9 protein-coding genes are annotated in these 18,573 nt (G+C 70.7%); 4 read left to right on the plus strand and 5 right to left on the minus strand.

The window, feature by feature from the left end; all coding sequences use genetic code 11:
* The first annotated feature begins 112 nt into the window (after nt 1-112).
* From AB0A65_RS11875 to AB0A65_RS11885, 3 genes are all read left to right on the plus strand, one after another.
* Entirely contained in the window at nt 113-3,700 is a 3,588-nt protein-coding gene (locus tag AB0A65_RS11875) for a VCBS repeat-containing protein (protein WP_359950327.1), read from the plus strand.
* Between the two features lie 173 nt (nt 3,701-3,873).
* Nucleotides 3,874-5,580, plus strand: a complete 1,707-nt coding sequence (locus tag AB0A65_RS11880; RefSeq protein WP_359950330.1) for a VCBS repeat-containing protein — start codon at nt 3,874-3,876, stop codon at nt 5,578-5,580.
* Nucleotides 5,581-5,733: 153 nt separating this feature from the next.
* Nucleotides 5,734-9,270: a VCBS repeat-containing protein gene (locus AB0A65_RS11885; RefSeq protein WP_359950333.1), complete on the plus strand. Its 3,537-nt coding sequence runs from the start codon at nt 5,734-5,736 to the stop codon at nt 9,268-9,270.
* Between the two features lie 56 nt (nt 9,271-9,326).
* Here the strand turns inward: AB0A65_RS11885 and AB0A65_RS11890 are convergent, their stop codons facing one another.
* From AB0A65_RS11890 to AB0A65_RS11910, 5 genes are all read right to left on the minus strand, one after another.
* Nucleotides 9,327-10,400 (minus strand): LacI family DNA-binding transcriptional regulator, encoded by a 1,074-nt coding sequence (locus AB0A65_RS11890; protein WP_359950336.1) that lies wholly within the window; start codon nt 10,398-10,400, stop codon nt 9,327-9,329.
* A gap of 31 nt (nt 10,401-10,431) precedes the next feature.
* Complete coding sequence (locus AB0A65_RS11895) at nt 10,432-11,856, minus strand: GH1 family beta-glucosidase (protein ID WP_359950339.1); 1,425 nt, start codon at nt 11,854-11,856, stop codon at nt 10,432-10,434.
* Nucleotides 11,856-12,785 (minus strand): carbohydrate ABC transporter permease, encoded by a 930-nt coding sequence (locus AB0A65_RS11900; protein ID WP_359950342.1) that lies wholly within the window; start codon nt 12,783-12,785, stop codon nt 11,856-11,858. Before AB0A65_RS11900 ends, AB0A65_RS11895 begins: the two co-directional genes overlap by 1 nt.
* On the minus strand, nt 12,782-13,717 hold the full coding sequence (locus AB0A65_RS11905) for a sugar ABC transporter permease (protein WP_359950344.1): 936 nt from the start codon (nt 13,715-13,717) through the stop codon (nt 12,782-12,784). The genes AB0A65_RS11900 and AB0A65_RS11905 overlap by 4 nt, the downstream gene beginning before the upstream one ends.
* A 323-nt stretch (nt 13,718-14,040) precedes the next feature.
* The gene (locus AB0A65_RS11910; RefSeq protein WP_359950347.1) at nt 14,041-15,378 is read right to left on the minus strand and encodes an extracellular solute-binding protein; all 1,338 of its coding nucleotides are present in this window, start codon (nt 15,376-15,378) and stop codon (nt 14,041-14,043) included.
* Nucleotides 15,379-15,902: 524 nt separating this feature from the next.
* Here AB0A65_RS11910 and AB0A65_RS11915 point away from each other — a divergent pair.
* A complete protein-coding gene (locus tag AB0A65_RS11915; RefSeq protein WP_359950350.1) occupies nt 15,903-18,518 on the plus strand; it encodes a glycoside hydrolase family 48 protein in 2,616 nt (871 codons plus the stop codon).
* Nucleotides 18,519-18,573: the final 55 nt, after the last annotated feature.

The raw sequence follows: 18,573 nt of genomic DNA on the forward strand, positions 1-18,573 counted from the left end.
CGCCGATCGCAAGTGAACGGATGCAACCACCGGTGACGTGCGGGCGTGTACACCTCGCCGCACAGCGGCACCCACAACCGAGAACCCCTCGCCGGACCCACAGGACATCTGAATGAACGAAGCCCCCCGTAACCGCCGCCCGAGGCGGATCGCCGCGGTCGCGGCGACCGCGATCGGCGCGGCGATGCTCGCCGCCCCCGGCACCGCGACCGCGCAGGACGACTGCGCCGCCCTCGGCGACAATCCAATGGCGGAGAGCGCCGAGACCGCACTCGAACTCGCCGCCGCCTGCGGCGTCGAAGTGCGCGTGGACAACCGCGCTGACCCGCACTCCACGGTGTCGGTCACTCCGGAAGGCCGGCTCCACCTGACCGCGACCGTCGACGCGGTGCAGGAGCAGGAGGACCGGGGGTACACCGATACGACCCTGGTGCCGACCGGCGACTCGCTCACGGCCGCCAACGGCGGCCGGGGCATGCGCCTTCCCTTTACGGATGGAGTCGGGTTCCTGCTGCTCACGGGGTCCACCGAGCTCGACTGGGACGGTGCGGTGCCCACGCCCGAGTACAGCGGCTCCACCGCCGTCTACGAGGAGCTCGCGCCCGGCCTGGACCTCGCCGCGGACATGGACGCCTCCTCGGTCGAGTTCGTCTTCACCATCGCCGACGCCGCCGCCTGGAACGAGCTCGCCTCCGGGCTCTCGATCGGCGAGGGCATGGACCCCTACACCGGCGACCGGGCCAGCGCCTCCGATGGCGTCCTGCGGATCGACAACCCGCTCGCCCCGTACTACCGGTCCGCGCAGTCCAGCCTGTTCACCGTGCGCGGCAGCGACGGCGAGACGGCCGCCGCCGACGTCGCGCTCGGGACCGACCGGTCGGTCACTCTGGCCCTCCCGGACGGCGCCGTCGAGACCGCCGCGTTCCCGCTGACCCTCTCGACCCAGTGGGCCGAGAGCGACTTCAGGGTGAACGAGTGGGGATCGGTCACCTCCGCCGCGCCCGGCCTCCCGCTCTTCCGCGGCAACGCGGGCCTCGGCGAACCGTACTTCGAGGCCGCCGGGGAATCCGCCGACGCGGTCGTCGGCCCCTATTGCGACGCGCTCGCCGCCGCCGACTGCGCCGCCCCGGCGACGGCGGCCGCCTACTGGAATTTCCAGTGGCCCTTCCTGGACGAGCTCCCCGCCGACGCCTTCGACACCGACTTCCCCGTCGAGAGCGCGACCTTCCGGGTCGACGCCGCGGACGGCGCCGACTGCACCGCGCCGGACCTGGAGCCCGCCTCGGCGTACGTCCCCGACACGACGTGGGACACGCGCCCCGCCGCCATCGGCGCCGACACCTCCGGCACCTGTGAGGACGGGACCGCGGTGTACGACGTCACCGACACCATCGCCGGCGTCTGGGCGGACCCGCTCGACGCCGCCGCCGTCACCTTCGGCATGACCGACAGCGCCGAGACCGCCCGCTTCGACGGAGGCTCCGCCCGCCTCGACGTCACGTTCGACGCCGTCGGATTCCGCTACTTCAGCCCCCGCACCTGCGGCACGGAAGCCGCCCCGCGCTTCCAGCGCAACGACCCGGCCGAGTTCGCCGGGTTCTACGCCGACACCTGGGGCTCCCCGGTCAAGGACCTCGGCGTCACCTGGACCGCCGACATCCGCAATGCCGATACCGGTGCGGTCGTCACGACCGAGCCGGAGCCGCTCGCGTTCGGCATCAACCCCTTCGGCGCCATCGAGCTCGACGACGGCCGGTACGAGGTCGTCTACGAGTTCACCGCCTCCGAGGCCGACTTCGAGTACCGGTCCGCGACCTGCCACATGGTCGTCGACCGGTCCGCCCCGGAGATCCTCGACGTCGACGTGGACGGCGGGAAGTCCCGGGTCGGCGACACGATGACCGTGGAGGTCGACGTCGCGGACGCGGGCTTCCCCGACGGCGACAACGACCTGACGGTCTTCTGCCAGGGCTACGAGAGCTGCGACTCCCGCTCCGAGGTGCTCAGCGACGGCACGACCGCGACCTTCGAGCTGCCGATGAACCGGACCTCCAACTGGCTGCGCATCAGCCTCCGCGACAAGGCGGGGAACACCGCGGACACCGTGGACATGTACATCCGGGCCTCCTACTCCCGCTTCGACTTCAACGGCGACGGCGCGCAGGACCTGTTCACCGTCCGAGAGTCCGACGGCAAGCTGGTGTTCTTCGCCGGCAACGGCGACGGGACGTTCAAGAGCGGCGTCGCGGCCGGAACCGGCTGGGGCGGCAGCGACATCGTCATGGCCGGGGACCTCACCGGCGACCAGGTCCCCGACCTGCTCGCCCGCGACACCCGCACCGGGACGCTCCGCACCTACCCGGGCGCGGGGAACGGCACACTGCGCGACCCGATCGCGGTCGGGACCGGCTGGAACCGCATCAGCGTCTTCACTTCCGCCGGTGACTACGACAACGACGGGAAGCTCGACCTCCTCGCCGTCCGCGAGTCCGACGGGAAGCTCTACCGATACCCCGGCCGCGGGGACGGCACCTTCGGCGCCGCGACCGCGGTCGGCACCGGCTGGGGCGCCATGGACATGCTCAGCACCTACGGCGACCTCGACGGCAACGGGTACACGGACCTGCTGACCAGGTCCGAACAGGACTCCCACTACTACGTGTACATGAACGACGGCAACGGCGGCTTCAACGGGAAGCAGTACCTCCCCTACTTCCTGGGCGAGGACTACCACGGCCCGGAGTCGTACGACCAGGTGCTGGGCGGCGGCGACTACAATCAGGACGGCTACGCCGACCTCCTCGCGGTCAACGACGCCACGGGGCAGATGGTCCTCCGCTCCTGGGACGAGAACTCCATCGCAACGGTCGCCGAGCAGGTCGTCGGCTCAGGCTGGTACGCGTACCGCCTCCCCGCGACCGTCGCCGACCGGACCTACGACTACGACGAGGACAACCGCTCCGACATCGTCGCGGTCGACTCCCGCGGGACCTCGACCACCTTCCTGGGCAACGGGACCGGCGGCTTCACCGGCCAGACCTGGACCGACCCCCACTTCGAGGGCTACAACCTGGTCGAGACCGCCGGAGACCTCAACGGCGACGGCAACCCGGACCTCCTCGCCCGGAAGACCTCGAACGGGGCGCTGTACCTCGTCCCCGGCTTCGGACAGGGCCAGTTCGAGGAGGAGGCGCTCGTCAAGATCGGCACCGGCTGGAACGCCATGAGCGCCATCGTCTCCGGGCACGACTTCAACGGGGACGGGCGGATCGACGTCCTCGCCCGCGAGAGTGCCACCGGGTACCTGTGGCTGTACAAGGGCAACGGGGACGGCACGGTCGGGTCGCGCGTGAAGATCGGGTCCGGATGGAACGCGCTGGACCGGATCACCGCGGTCGGGGACCTCGACCATGACGGGCACGCCGACCTGCTCGCCGTCCGCACCTCCGACAACTGCCTGTACCGGTACGACAGCACCGGGACCGGGACGCTGCAGAGCGGCGTGAAGGTCGGCTGCGGGTGGGCCGGGCTGGACGCGCTGGCGAGTGTCGGGGACTTCGACGGAGACGGGCACGCCGACCTCGTGGCGCGGCGCAAATCGGACGGGAAGCTGTTCCTGTACAAGGGGAACGGCGCCGGCGGGTTCACGTCCGCCGTCGCCATCGGGACCGGGTGGAACCGGATGTCCGTCATCGCTTAACCGCTGGTTCATTTGAGGCCCGGTCGTCCCATAGGGGGTGACCGGGCCTTCTTCATCCGTTCGGCCCCTTTTACGGAAACGGGTGCGTCAGATCGCTCTGCGTGAGCGTCCTATCTACAGGGTCGCCGAAAGCGGCCCGACCAGGATCCCTTGACCTGACAGGATGCATTGCGATGCAACGACTCTCCTCCCGGAGGCGCCGCCTCCACCTCCTTCGATCCGCGGTCGTCGCCGCGGGTGCGGCGGTCATCGCCGCGCCCGGTGTCGCCTCCGCGCAAGTCACCGACCCCACTGCCGACGCCGTCGAGCCCGCCTCCGCGGACGCGAGCCGGGACTACACCGGCGACGGCGTCGACGACCTCCTCACCCTGCGCCGCAACGGGCGGCTGATCCTCCACGCCGGCAACGGCGACGGCACCTTCGACCCGGGCACCTCCATCGGCACCGGCTGGGGCGGGTACGACATGGCCGCGGCCGGGGACCTCACCGGCGACGGCCTCCCCGACCTGGTCGCCCGCGAGAACGCGACCGGCACCCTCTTCACCTACCCCGGCAACGGCGCGGGCGGCTTCGGCCAGCGCGTGTTCGTCGGGTACGGGTGGGACTCCATCGGGATGTTCGCCGCCGGAGGGGACTTCGACGGCGACGGGACCGCCGACCTCCTCGCCGTGCGCGAGTCCGACGGCGAGCTGTTCTTCTACCCCGGCCTCGGGAACGGCACCTTCGGGGCCCGGTCCTCGGTCGGGTCGGCCTGGCAGGAGCGGGACGTGCTCACCGTCCTCGGCGACGTCGACGCGAACGGCTGCGACGACATCCTGGGCCGCGACCGGGCCACCGGCGAGTACACCGTGCTCCTCGGCGACTGCACCTCCGGTTTCGGCGCGGAGATCGCGATCGACGGCGACCTGGTGACGCGCTCCGGCGGCCACGCCTCCGACGTGTCCGGAGGCGGCGACTACAACGGGGACGGCCTCCCCGACGTGCTCGCGGTCGACGGGCGCTCCGGGGAGCTGTCGCTGAGCACCCTCACCGACGACCCGACGCCGGTCGTGGACGCCGAGAGCCTCGGCACCGGGTGGAGCGACGAGCGCCTCCCGTCCGTGCCTAGCAACGGCGAGTACGACTTCGGGGCCGACGGCCGCACCGACGTGTACGCGGTCCGGTCCTCCGACGGCGCGCTGTTCTACTACCCGGGTGACGGTGCGGGCGGCTTCGGCCGGTCCGTGCAGGTCGGCACCGGCTGGGCGGGCCTGACGCTCGTCGAGACGGCGGGCGACATCGACGAGGACGGCCACCAGGACGTGCTCGCCCGCAGCGCCGACGGCGTGCTGTGGTTCTTCCGCGGCACCGGCGTGGACGGCGGCCTGGAGGGGCCGGTGAAGATCGGCACCGGCTGGAACTCCTTCGACGCCATCGTCTCCGGGCACGACGTGAACGGCGACGGCTGGACCGACATCGTCGCCCGCAGCACCGAGACCCACTCGATGTTCGTGTACACGGGCCGCGGCGACGGCACGTTCCGGACGGCGCTCCAGTTCGGCGTCGGCTGGGACATCCTGCGCGAGATCACCCTCGCCGGTGACCTCACCGGGGACGGCCAGCCCGACATCGTCGCGATCAACAAGGGCGACGAGTGCCTGTACCTGTACCGCGGCAACACCGGCGGCGGCGTCGGCCAGGCCGTCAAGATCGGCTGCGGCTGGTCCGGCATGAACGCCATCGCCGCTGTGGGCGACTTCAACGGCGACGGGCGCAACGACATCGTCGCCCGCCGCGCCTCCGACGGCAACCTGTTCCTGTACCGCGGCGACGCGAACGGCAACTTCCTGTCCTCGGTGCGCATCGGCACCGGCTGGAACACGCTCAGCACCATCGTCTGACCCGCCTCCCGACCGGCCCGGCCGCCGTCCGCGAGGACAGCGGCCGGGTCACGGTTCGTCTACCATGGAGCCGTCTGCAACCGGCCGATCGCAGTGCGCGTGTTGCAGACGGCGCCACCCGCGCCGCACCCCCCGAAACCCCAGGACACCCGCATGCACACACCCCATAGAAGGCCGCACCGCACCGCGGCCCTCACCGCCGCCGCCGTCGTGGCGGCCCTCCTCGCGGTCCCCGCCGCGGCCGCCGCCCAGACCACTGAGACCGACTGCGCCGCGCTCGGCGCCGACCCGAGGGCCGCGGGGTTCGAAGCGGCCCTTGAGATCGCCGTGGCCTGCGACGTCGAGGTCCGCCTGGACTGGCGTTCGAGCGCCTACGACTCCACCTTCGTCACCCCCGACGGCAGGCTCCACGTGGTCCAGACCGTCGAACCCGTGCAGCCGAACCTCGACGGCCCGGCCGACGCGACCCTCGTGGAAGCCGACGGCACCCTGGTCCAGGCCAACTCCCCGGCCGCGTTCTCGTTCAGCGGCACCGCGGTCGACGCGGCGCTGATGGCGACGCGGGCGGGTGGGCTCGACTGGATCGGCGACCAGCCGGAGCCCGAGGTCGACGGCGCGACGGTCCACTACAGCGGTCTGGCCGACGGCCTGGACCTCGACATCGAGGCCCGCATCGCCGCCGCGGCCCTCCGGTTCACGGTCGACGGGCCCGACGCCTGGTCGGCGCTGTCCACGGGGCTGACCACGACCGCGAGGGTCTACGACAACGGCCTGTTCGAAGCGCACGAGCGCGAGACCGGCGTCCCGGCCACCTGGGAGGAGTCCACGCCGTTCACGGTCCGGGACGCCGAAGGCGCCGCCCACACCGTGGCGCTCACCGGCGGTGTCGGGGCCGCCCTCACCCTCGGCCTGGACCAGGCTGTCGTCGACGGCGCGGCCTACCCGCTCACCGTCACCGCCGAATGGGCCTACCACCTCTACGGCGTGAACGAATGGGGCGCGACCACCTCGGCCGCCCCCGACCTCTCGGTCTTCCGCGGCGACGCGGGTCTCGACCAGCCCTACTTCGAGGCCGCGGGCCAGGACGCGAGCGCCGTCGTCGGCGGCTACTGCGACGCGCTCGCCGACCCCGGGTGCACCGCGGACTCGACTGCGGCCGTCTACTGGAACTTCTGGTACCGGTACCTCACCGGCATCACGCCGCAGGGAGCCCCGGGCCTGACCTACCGGCAGTCCTCCGCGACGTTCAGCGTCGACGCGGCCGCCGGATCCGAGTGCACGGCGCCGCCCCTCCAGTACTCGGAGGTCTACCGGGCGTCGACCACGTGGGCCAACGCCCCCGGACTCAACCCGCGGCCGGCGGTCGCGGGCGAATGCCTGGACGGGACCGCCGTCTACGGCCTCGACTCCGTCTACGGCCACCCGAGCCCCGTCGCCGCGACGTTCGCGATGACCGAGGCCGCCGAGACCGCCCGCTTCGACGGCGGCTCGGCCCGCCTCGACGTCTACTACACCGTCGGCGACACCTACACCGTCTCCGCGAACTCCTGCCCGGCCGCCGACCGCGCCGACTCCACTGTGGCCTACGGGAAGTTCACCACCGACTTCTGGCGCCCCGACCTCATCGACCCCAGCCTCACCTGGACCGCGACGATCACCGACGACGCCACGGGCGAGACCGTCTTCACGACCGGGCCCGCTCCGGTGGCCGAGGGCGTGAACCCGACCGCGACCGTCGAGATCCAGGACGGCGTCTTCACGCTCGAACACGAGATCACCGGTCCCGCAGGGCAGTCCAAGACTTGGAGCTGCGCGCTCCGCATCGACACCGACGCGCCCGACATCATCGAGATCGACGTCCCCGAGGGCCCGTACTACGTCGGCGAGACCGTCCCCATCGCAGTGACGATCGAGGACGAGTCGTACGCGTACGGCTCGGTGCGCCTGTGGTGCTCGGCCTGGCTCAACTGCTGGGGCGGCCAGGACGTGACCAGCGGCGAACCGGTCGAGATCAGGGTCCAGGCGGTCCAGACCCACACTTCGGTGACCGTCTCGGCCACCGACGACGCCGGGAACAGGACGGTCAAGACCTTCACCCTCACGGTCACCGCCCCGAGCAACGACTACGACGTCGACGGGTACCAGGACCTCGTCACCGTCCGCCGCGCCGACGGCAGCCTCATGTTCCACAAGGGCAAGGGCGCCGGCGGATTCGAGGCCCCGGTGTCCCTCGGCTCCGGCTGGGGCCCGATGGACGTCGTCATGGCCGGGGACCTCACCGGCGACCGCCACCCCGACCTGCTCGCCCGCGACACCCGCACCGGCGTCATGTACACCTACCCCGGCGACGGGGAGGGCGGGCTCGAAGCCCGCATCCAGGTCGGCACCGGGTGGAACCTCATGGCCGACTTCACCTCCGCGACCGACTTCGACGGCGACGGGAAGATCGACCTCATCGCCGTCTCCGACCGGACCGACAAGCTGTACCTGTACCCCGGCCTCGGGAACGGGAGGTTCGCGGCGCGCAGCACCATCGCCGAGAACTGGCTCGACGAGTGGTCCAGCTGGGACAACCTCACCACCGTCGGCATCTGCCGCGACGCCACGCCGGGCCTCCTGTTCGACTGGGCCCCGACGACCGGCGACTACCGGATCTACTGCGCCGACGGCGACGGCGGCATCACCTACAACCGGCAGCTCGAAGATGACCTGATCCCCGGCTACAGCGACGACGGCAACCGGTACGTCCAGATCGTCGGCAACGGCGACTACTCCGGCGACGGCGTGGGCGACCTCCTCGCCGTCGACGCCCGCACCGGCACGATGGTGCTCCGCAGCTACGACGCCTACCCGTTCGTGCTCGAAGAGGCGGTCACCGTCGGATCCGGATGGGCCGGTTACGAACTGCCGATCGGCGAGGACGAGCGGTCCTACGACTACTACAGCGACGGCAACAGCGACGTCCTCGCCTGGCGCAAGTCCACCGGGGAGATCACCCACTACCACGGCACCGGGGCCGGGTTCATGGGCGCCGCGCCCTTCACCTCCGGCCTGGGCAGCGCGACCCTGGTCGAGACCGCGGGCGACATCAACAGCGACGGCGCCAACGACGTCCTCGTCAGGTTCGCCGACGGGACCCTCTACGCCTACCCCGGGACCGGCCAGTCCTACTACGAGACCGGCCGCATCAAGATCGGCACCGGCTGGAACGCCATGAGCGCCGTCGTCTCCGGGCAGGACTTCAACGCCGACGGCAGAGTCGACGTCCTCGCCCGGGAGCAGGCCACCGGCAAGCTGTGGCTCTACCCGGGCACCGGGGCCGGGAAGCTCGGGTCCCGCGTGCAGATCGGCTCCGGGTGGGAGAAGCTCCGCGACATCGTCGCCGCGGGCGACCTCGACCACGACGGGCGCGCCGACCTGCTCGCCGTCCGCAAGTCCGACAACTGCCTGTACCGGTACGACAGCACCGGGACCGGGACCCTCCAGGCCGGTGTGAAGGTCGGCTGCGGCTGGGCGGGGCTCGACGCCCTCGCCTCGGTCGGGGACTTCGACAACGACGGCCACGGCGATTTCGTCGCCCGCCGCACCTCGGACGGGAAGCTGTTCCTGTACAAGGGCGACGGCAAGGGCGGGTTCACGTCGGCCGTCGCGATCGGCACCGGCTGGAACGCGATCGACATCATCGCCTGACGCGCAAGTGAAAAGGCCCCGGCTCCTCCAGGAGCCGGGGCCTTTCGCGTTGCATCCTAAGCGGATTCGCGGACCACCATTCGGGTGCCGAGGATGGTGACGAGGGGGCCGGCCTCTTCTCCGCGGATTCGGCCGCAGAGGAGGCGGGCCATCTCCCGGCCCATGGTCTCGGTGGGCTGGTGGACCGTGGTGAGCGGAGGCTCGGCGAACTCGGCGAGGGGGGAGTCGTCGAAGCCGACGAGGGCGAGGTCGTCGGGGACCGAGATGCCGCGTTCGCGGGCGACGCGGAGCGTCGCCATGGCGAGGGGGTCGGAGTTGGCGAAGACCGCGTCGAGGTCGCCGGCGGTGTCGAAGAGGTGCCGGGCGGCCTTGATGCCGCTGGCCTCGTCGAAGCCCTCGGCGACGGAGACGAGCCCCTCCTCGACGGGGAGGCGGTGGCCGCGGAGGCCGTCGCGGTAGCCGTTGAGGCGGTCGACGCCCACGGCCATGTCCTGCGGCCCGGCGATGATGCCGATCCGCCTGTGGCCGCGCTCGGCGAGGTACTCGACGGCCTGGCGGGCGCCCGAGCGGTTGTCGCAGTCGACGTACGCGACGGGGCGGAAGCCCACGGGCGTGCCGCACAGGACGATCGGGATGCCGGCCTCTTCGAGGCGCTCGGGGAGCGGGTCGCCGGAGTGGCTGGAGACCATCATGACGCCGTCGACGTGCTGGCCCATGAGGTAGGACTCCAGGTCGGTGCGGTTGCCGTCGCGGGGCGCGAAGGTGAGCATGAGCCGCATGTTCTCCTCGGCGAGCTGCTCGGTGATCCCGCGCAGCACCCCCGCGAAGAACGGCTCCGACCACAGCCACTCCTGCGACTCGGTGACGACGAGCGCCACCGTGTCCGTCCGCTGCGTCACGAGGGTCCTGGCCGCCTGGTTGGGGACGTACCCCAGCTCCTTGATGGCGGCCAGGACCGCGGCGCGCGTGTCCTCGGCGACCTTCGGGGAGCCGTTGATGACGCGGGAGACCGTGCCCCGGCCGACGCCCGCATGGCGCGCGACCGTGTCGAGCGTCGGCCGGCCGCCGCTGCGCCTGCGGCCGGTGCGCTCTCCAGGTTCGCCTGGCGCCTCAAGTCGGGTCTCGGTCATCGTGCATCACCTCGGGCTCTGTCGCGTGGAACTATTCTGCCTCACGGTTCGTACGCGCGCGTCGCACCAGGTCGCCGTACCAGCGTCCGGAGTCCTTGACGATGCGCTCGCCGGTCTCGAAATCGACGTACACGAGTCCGAACCGCTTGGTGTAGCCCCAGGCCCACTCGAAGTTGTCGGCCAGCGACCAGGCGAAGTACCCGACGAGCGGGACGCCCGAGTCGAGCGCGTCGGCGCAGGCCGCGAGGTGGCGCTCCACGTAGTCGAGCCGCTCGGGGTCCTTCACGCGGCCGTCGTCGAGCTTGTCGGGGAACGCGGCGCCGTTCTCGGTCACCGCGAGCCCGACCCCCGGGTAGGAGCCGTGGAGGCGGGTGAGGACGTCGGTGAGGCCCGACGGCTCGATCTCCCAGCCCATGTCGGTGACGGGCAGCCCGGCGGGCACGAACCCGATGTGGTCGTTCGCGGGCCACGCGGAGCCCGCACCGGTCGGCGCCGCGGAGGCGGAGGCGGAGCCGCCGTTGCCGGTGACGGTGAAGCGGCTGTAGTAGTTCACGGAGAGGACGTCGACGGGAGCGTTGATGAGCTCCATGTCGCCGTCGAGGATGAACTCGAAGTCGGTGAGGGCCTTGAAGTCCTCCACGACGTCCTCGGGGTAGGCCCCGCGCAGGGCCGCGTCGGTGAACCAGCGGTTCTGGACGCCGTCGACGCGGCGGGCCGCGTCGAGGTCGCCGGGCGCGTCGGTCGCCGCGTACACGGGGTAGAAGTTGATGCCGATGCTCACCGTGGCCTCGGGGTCGGCGGCCTTGATCGCGCGCGCGGCGAGGCCGTGGGCGAGCATGAGGTGGTGGGCGGCGGCGATGGACTCGGCCGGCTCGCGGCGCCCGGGGGCGTGCTCCCCGGACGCGTAGCCGAGGAACGCGGCGCACCACGGCTCGTTCACGGTGATCCAGTGCTTGACGCGGTCGCCGAGCGCGGTGTGCGCGATGAGCGCGAAGTCCGCGAAGCGCAGCGCCGTGTCGCGCACGGGCCACCCGCCCCTGTCCTCCAGGGCCTGCGGGAGGTCCCAGTGGTAGAGGGTGATCCAGGGGGTGATGCCCTCGGCGAGGAGGGCGTCGACGAGGTCGGAGTAGTAGCGCAGGCCGGCCGGGTTGACCCGCCCGTCCCCGTCGGGGCAGATCCGGGGCCACGACAGGGAGAACCGGTAGCTGTTGAGGCCGAGGGCCTTGACGGTGGCGACGTCCCCCGCGATGTTGCGGTAGGAGTCGATCGCGGTGTCGCCGTTGGAGCCGTCCACGACGCGGCCGGGCTCGTTCACGAACGAGTCCCAGATGGACTTCCCGCGCCCGTCGGCGCCGGTGGCGCCCTCCACCTGGTAGGAGGAGGTCGCCGCGCCCCACGTGAACCCGGCTGGGAACCGGGCCGCCAGGTCGGCGGCCCCCTTGAATTCGGTAGTCATTACTTGCCAGAGCCTTCCATGATGCCGTGCACGATCTGCCGTCCGAACACGACGAACAGGATCGCGATAGGGATGATCGAGATCAGGGTGCAGGTGAACACCATCGACAGGTCCGCGGAGAACATGGCCGTGGACGCCTGCCGGATCGCGAGCTGGATCGTGGGGTTCTCCCCGCTGAGGACCATGAACGGCCACAGGAACTCGTTCCAGTTCAGCATGAAGGTGAGCAGGCCGAGGACGACCATCGCGGGCCGCAGGGCCGGGAGGACGATCCGCCACCAGATGCCGATGGTGCTCGCCCCGTCGATGCGGGCCGCCTCGATGATCTCGTCGGGGACGGCCTGCTCGCAGTACTGGCGCATCAGGAAGATGCCGAAGCCGTTGACCAGGAACGGCAGGATCACGGCCTGGAGGGTGTCGAGCCATTGGAGCTCGACCATGATCATGTACAGCGGCACGATGCCGAGCTGCTGGAGCGGCACCATCATGGAGAACAGGACGGTGCCCATGAGCAGCTTCGAGCCGCGGAACTTGAGCTTGGCGAACGCGAACCCGCCGAGGGTCGAGATGAGCACCACCGAGAACGTCACCGTGCCGGTGATGATGAACGAGTTCCGCAGGCCCAGCAGCAGGTCCGCCTCGGGGTGGGCGAACGCGGCCTGGATGTGCTCGCCGAGGTTCCCGCCGGGCAGGAACGGCGGCGGGAAGTCCGCGGCGTCGCCGGTGGTGCGGGAGGCGATGACGATCATCCAGTACAGCGGGAAGACCGACAGGACCGCGACGAACGCCAGCCCGATGCGGGTCATCACCGTCGGCGCGAACACGCCGTCGGACTCGATCGGGTCCTTCCCCTTCCTGCGCCGGGGCGGCTTCGGCGGCGAGGTCCGCTGCGCGGGGGCGGTGGGGCGCGGGGCGGTTGCGGTGCTCATTTGTTCCCCTGGATGCGGTTGACGACGAGGAAGTTGACGGCCGCGACGACCGCGATGACGAGGAACAGCAGCCACCCGGCCGCGGCGGAGATGCCGTAGTTGCCGTGCGTGCGCAGGATGTCGACCAGGACCATCGCGGTGGTCTGGAACTGGCCGTTCGCGCCGCCGTTGAGGGCGCCGGAGCCGAACATCATCGGCTCGACGAACAGGGTCATGCCGCCGACGGAGGAGACGAAGACGGTGAAGATGAGGACCGGCTTGAGCTGGGGAACGGTGATCTTCCAGAACTGCTGCCGGGGGGAGGCGCCGTCGACGGTGGCGGCCTCGTAGAGGTTCTTCGGGATGGTCTGCATGGCGGCCAGGAAGATCAGGGAGTTGTACCCCATCCACCGCCAGTCCACCATGGACGAGATGGCGAGCCAGGAGGTGAGCCGCCCGGTGCGCCAGTCGACGCCGTCGAGGCCGATGAACTCCAGGGCGCCGTTGATCATGCCGTACTCGTTGCCCCAGATGCGGGCGAAGATGACGCCGACGGCGACCACGGAGGTGACGATCGGCGCGAGGATGAGCATGCGCCACAGGAGGGGCCGGCGCAGGCGCTTGTTCAGCGCGTTGGCGACCATCATGGCGACCACGAGCTGCGGGACGGTGGCCATGACGAACATGCCGAGGGTGTTCACGACCGACCAGTTGAAGCGGTCGTAGCTGGTGAGCAGGAACTCGTAGTTGTCGAGCCCCACGAACTCGCGGTTCGGGTTGCCGAGCTTCCAGGAGTGCAGCGACGCGTAGAGCGTGTACGCCATGGGGAAGACGCCGAACACGGCGAAGAGGATGAAGTACGGGGAGACCAGCGCGTACGGCATGGCCTTGAAGTCGGCTCGGGTGAGCCGCTGGCGCCAGGTCAGGCGCGGTGCGGCGTTCTGGGTGGTCATGTGGGCCTTCCTTGGGACGGTCGCGGTGACGCCTGCCGCGCCGCCCGCCTGCTCCTGCGGGCCGCCGTGGTGCGGGTCCGGTTCCGCCGGGCCCGCCCGGAGCTTCGGGAGGGAGCCGGCCCGCCGCGGGTTGGGGCGCGGCGGGCCGACACGGTGCCGCCGAGGGGTGCGGGGCCGGTCCTGGGGGTCGCGTCGAGCGGATGCCGGGAACCGCTCGGCGCCGGCCCCTTCCGGCGGCACGTGACCCGGTGCCGCTTCAGCGGCGGCGCCGGGTCCGGGCCCGGCCGGAGGTGGCAGGTTCCTCCGGCCGGACCCGCCGGGGGCTACAGTCCTTCGCCCGCCAGCGCCACGGCCTCTTCAGCCGCGGACTGGATGGTGCTCTTGGCGTCGGCCGCCGGCACGGAGCCGTCGACGATGCCGTTGATGGTGGTCTCGACCGCGCCCTTGACCGGCGGGTGGAAGTACGAGTACTTCAGGGCCGGGAACGACTGGATCGAGGCGCTGAGGATCTGGCCGACCGGGGCGCCGTTGAAGTAGTCGCTGGTGAAGTCGGCGACCCGCGGGTCCGCCTGGGCGGCGGGGGAGGACGGGAAGTTGCCGACGGCCTCGAAGACCGCGATCTGCTGCTCGGGCTCGGTCAGCCACGAGGCCAGTTCGGCGGCCTCTTCGGGGTGCGGGCCCGCGGCGGGGACGGCCAGGAAGGAGCCGCCCCAGTTGCCGGCCACGCCGGGTGCGGCGGCCATGTCCCACTTGCCGGTGTTGTCCGGGCCGGAGGTCGGCTCGATGACGGCGGTCGCCATCCAGCCGGGGCACGGCATGACGGCGTAGCCGCCCTCGGCCATGGCGGCGTTCCACTCCTCGCCCCACGAGGGGTAGTTGCCGACGGCGCCCATCTCGATGAGCTCCAGGACCAGGTCGATCGACTGGGTGGCGGCGGCGGAGTCGAGGGTCAGGTTGCCGTCGTCGTCCACGTACATCTCGCCGTCGCCGTTGCCGGCGAACTGGCTGAGGAGCACGTTCTGGATCTGGGTGCCGTTGTCGAGGAACGCGGTGCCGGTGTCGGCGTCGACGTACTGCTGGGCGAGGGCCTTGAAGCCGTCCCAGGTGGACCAGGCCGCGGCGACCTCTTCGCGGTCGGTCGGGAGGCCGGCCGCGGCGAACAGGTCGGAGCGGTAGCACATGGCCATGCCGCCGATGTCGGTGCCGAAGCCCACGAGGGTGCCTTCGGCGGTGTGGCCGAGGTTCCAGGTGTTCTCGGTGTAGTCGGCCGAGCGGGACTCGTAGGCGCCCAGGTCGTACCAGTAGTCGGGGTTGCTGAACAGCTGCGGCGTGGCCTGCTCGTCCATGGCGACGACGTCGCCGAAGCCGGAGCCGGTCTCCAGGGAGGTCTCCAGGTTGGGGCGGTACTCGGCGTCGAAGCCGACGCCGTCGCCCTCGAACACCACGTCGATGTTCTCGTGGGTGGACTCGTACGCCTCTTCGAAGCCGGCCTGGACGTAGCCGAAGGTGTTGAACGTGGAGACGGTGAGCTGGATCTTGCCGTCGGCGCTGGTGCCCTCGGTGTCGTCGCCGCCGTCCGAGCAGGCGGCGGTGAGGGCGAGCGCGCCGGCGGCAGCGGCGGCGAGGGCCGCCTTGCCGTGCCTGCGGTTGAGGAGATGCATCTTTGCGGGTTCCTTCCAGGCGCCTCGGCGGCGCCATGCTGTTGTCGAGGGGTTTGAGGGACTCGTTCCGGTTGGTGCGCAGGGCGGTGGTGGTGCGGGCCGCCATGAGTGCGCGGCGGCCCGCGGACTGAAACCGCCGAGGCGATCGCCCTTGGGAGCGATACCAGGATCGTACGGGAGCGTGTTCCATGACGCAAGCCCGGATGTGAGGGTCATTACCGGATCGTTGCCTTCGTGATCGCTCCGATCGAATCGATGGTCGCGAATCCATAACTATGAATCCGGATCAACAACTCAATTAGCAGGGAAAATACCTGGCAAACGGCAACAGTTTGCCTCGTTAGGGGAGAAATTTAGGGATGTCAATGTATTGACATACAGGGTGCCTGCTTGGGAGCATGACTTGGGAGCGCTTCCGCATCTTGGTCCGATTCGTTCCACTCGTGCGATTCACCGACCGCGAACCCGGCATGAGCGCTCCCATGGAAACGGACATTCAACCCCACGCCATAGGAGTAGCCGATATGGAAACCGACAACCTGGCCCCGCCGCGCCGGCGGGGCCGCCGATGGCGCCGGACGGCGGCGGTCACGCTGCCGCTCGCGCTCGTCGGCACCTTCGCCGCGGTGGCCGCGCCGTCGGCCTTCGCCGCCCAGTACTGCGGCGGCGTCCAGTACAACGTCGTCTCCAGCTGGGGCTCGGGCTTCCAGGCCAACGTGGTCCTCACCGCGGGCACCGCGGGCCTCAACGGCTGGGACATCGAATGGGACTTCCCGGCCGGCACCACCGTCTCCAGCGCGTGGAACGTCGGCTGGAGCCAGAGCGGGCGCACCTTCACCGGCTCCGACGTGGGCTGGAACGGCACCATCGCGGCCAACCAGAGCCGCGAGGTCTTCGGCTTCATCGGCGCGGGCCCCTCGACCGCGCCCACCGGCATCACCGTCAACGGCGAGTCCTGCGACGGCGCCGAGGAGCCCGTCGAGGCCGAGCTCGAAGTGAGCCGCGCGAACGTCGTCGTCGACGCCGGGTCGACCACCTCCGTCGAGGTCGGCTTCTCCGCCGCGACCGAGGCCGCGTCCACCGTGACCACGACCCGCACCTCCGGCTCCACCGCGATCTCGGTGTCCTCCGGGGGCTCGCTGGCGTTCGCCGCCGGGGACGTGAACCCGAAGCCGATCGTCTTCGCCGCCACCGCGGCCGCCCAGCCCGGCGACTCGGCGGTCTTCACCGTCGCGTCCCCCGGCTACGCGTCCAAGACCGTGACGGTCACCGTCGCCGACCTGGGCGAGGTCACGCAGAACGAGGAGCGCTTCCTCGCGATGTACGACCAGCTCACCGGCTCCGACTCGCCGTACCTGCACGAGACGGGCGTCCCCTACCACTCGGTGGAGGAGCTCATCGTCGAGGCGCCGGACTACGGACACGAGACGACCTCCGAGGCCCTGAGCTACCTCCAGTGGCTGGAGGCCGCCTACGGCCAGGTCACCGGCGACTGGTCGGGCTACAACGAGTCGTGGGACATCACCGAGCAGTACGCGATCCCGGACCTGAACCCGACCGCGTACAACCCGTCCTCCCCGGCCTCGTACGCGCCCGAGTCGGGCAGCGTCACCGACTACCCGACCCAGCTGGACTTCAACGCCTCCGTCGGCGTCGACCCGCTGGGCCAGGAGCTGCGGAACACGTACGGGACCAACCAGGTCTACGGCATGCACTGGATCCTGGACGTGGACAACGCCTACGGCTTCGGCGAGTGCGGCGACGGGACCACCGAGCCCGCGTACATGAACACGTTCCAGCGCGGCTCGCAGGAGTCGACGTGGGAGACCGTCGCGCACCCCTCGTGCGAGACGTTCGACTTCGGCGGCGACAACGGCTACCTGGACCTGTTCGTGGGCGACTCGCAGTACTCCCAGCAGGAGCGGTACACCGACGCCCCCGACGCCGACGCGCGCGCCGTGCAGGTCGCGTGGATGGCGCAGCAGTGGGCCGCGGCCCAGGGCCAGGAGTCGGCGATCTCCGGTTCGCTCGACAACGCCTCCAAGATGGGCGACTTCCTGCGGTACTCGTTCGCGGACAAGTACTTCAAGCAGATCGCGGGCGACTGCATCGGGATCAACAACTGCCCCGACGGCAGCGGCAAGAGCTCCTTCCACTACCTGCTGAGCTGGTACTACTCGTGGGGCGCCGGCGCCAACGGCGACTGGTCGTTCCGCATCGGCGGCTCGGGCGTGCACCAGGGCTACCAGAACGTCATGGCGGCGTACGCGCTGTCCGAGGGCGGCCTGGAGCCGAACTCGCCCACCGCGGCGAGCGACTGGGCGATGAGCCTCGACCAGCAGTTGGAGTTCCTGGAGTGGCTCCAGGTCCCGCAGGGCTCGCAGGGCGCGGGCGCCATCGCGGGCGGCGCGACCAACAACTGGGGCGGCAACTACGGCAGCCCGACCACGAACGCCGAGTTCGAGGGCCTGTACTACGACGAGCAGCCCGTGTGGCACGACCCGCCGTCGAACCGCTGGTTCGGCTTCCAGGTCTGGGGCATGGACCGCATCGCGCAGTACTGCATGGAGACCGACGACGCGCGGGCGTGCAACCTGCTCGACGAGTGGGTCGAGTGGGCCCTCTCGGAGTCCGACATCTCCGCGACCGACTACAGCATCCCGGGCGACCTGGACTGGAACGGCGAGCCGGGGGCGGGCCTGTCCGCCACGGTGACCTCCATGTCCAAGGACCCGGGCGTGGCCGGGGCCTTCGCGAAGATCCTGTCCTACCACGCCGCGGCCACCGGTGACACCGCCTCGCAGACCGCGGCGAAGAACCTCCTGGACGCGCTGTGGGCCGCCAACGACGGCGTCGGCGTGACCCAGACCGAGGCCCGGGCGGACTACTGCCGCTTCGGCGACGAGGTCTACATCCCCGAGGGCTGGACCGGCACCATGCCGAACGGCGACCAGCTGGAGAACGGCGTCACGTTCATCGAGACCCGGTCGTTCATGACCGAGTTCGAGGGCTGGGACCAGGTCCAGGCGTACCTCGACGGCGGCTGCACCGGCCCCGCGCCGGAGTTCAGCTACCACCGCTACTGGCACCAGGTCGAGGTCGCGACGGCCTTCCAGACCTACGCCGCGCTCTTCGAGTAAAGGAGACCGAATGAGGGGAGCGGCCGGTCGCTGATGCGACCGGCCGCTCCTTCGT

Origin of the sequence: Glycomyces sp. NPDC047010, assembly GCF_040644205.1 — a bacterium.
Lineage (GTDB): Bacteria > Actinomycetota > Actinomycetes > Mycobacteriales > Micromonosporaceae > Glycomyces.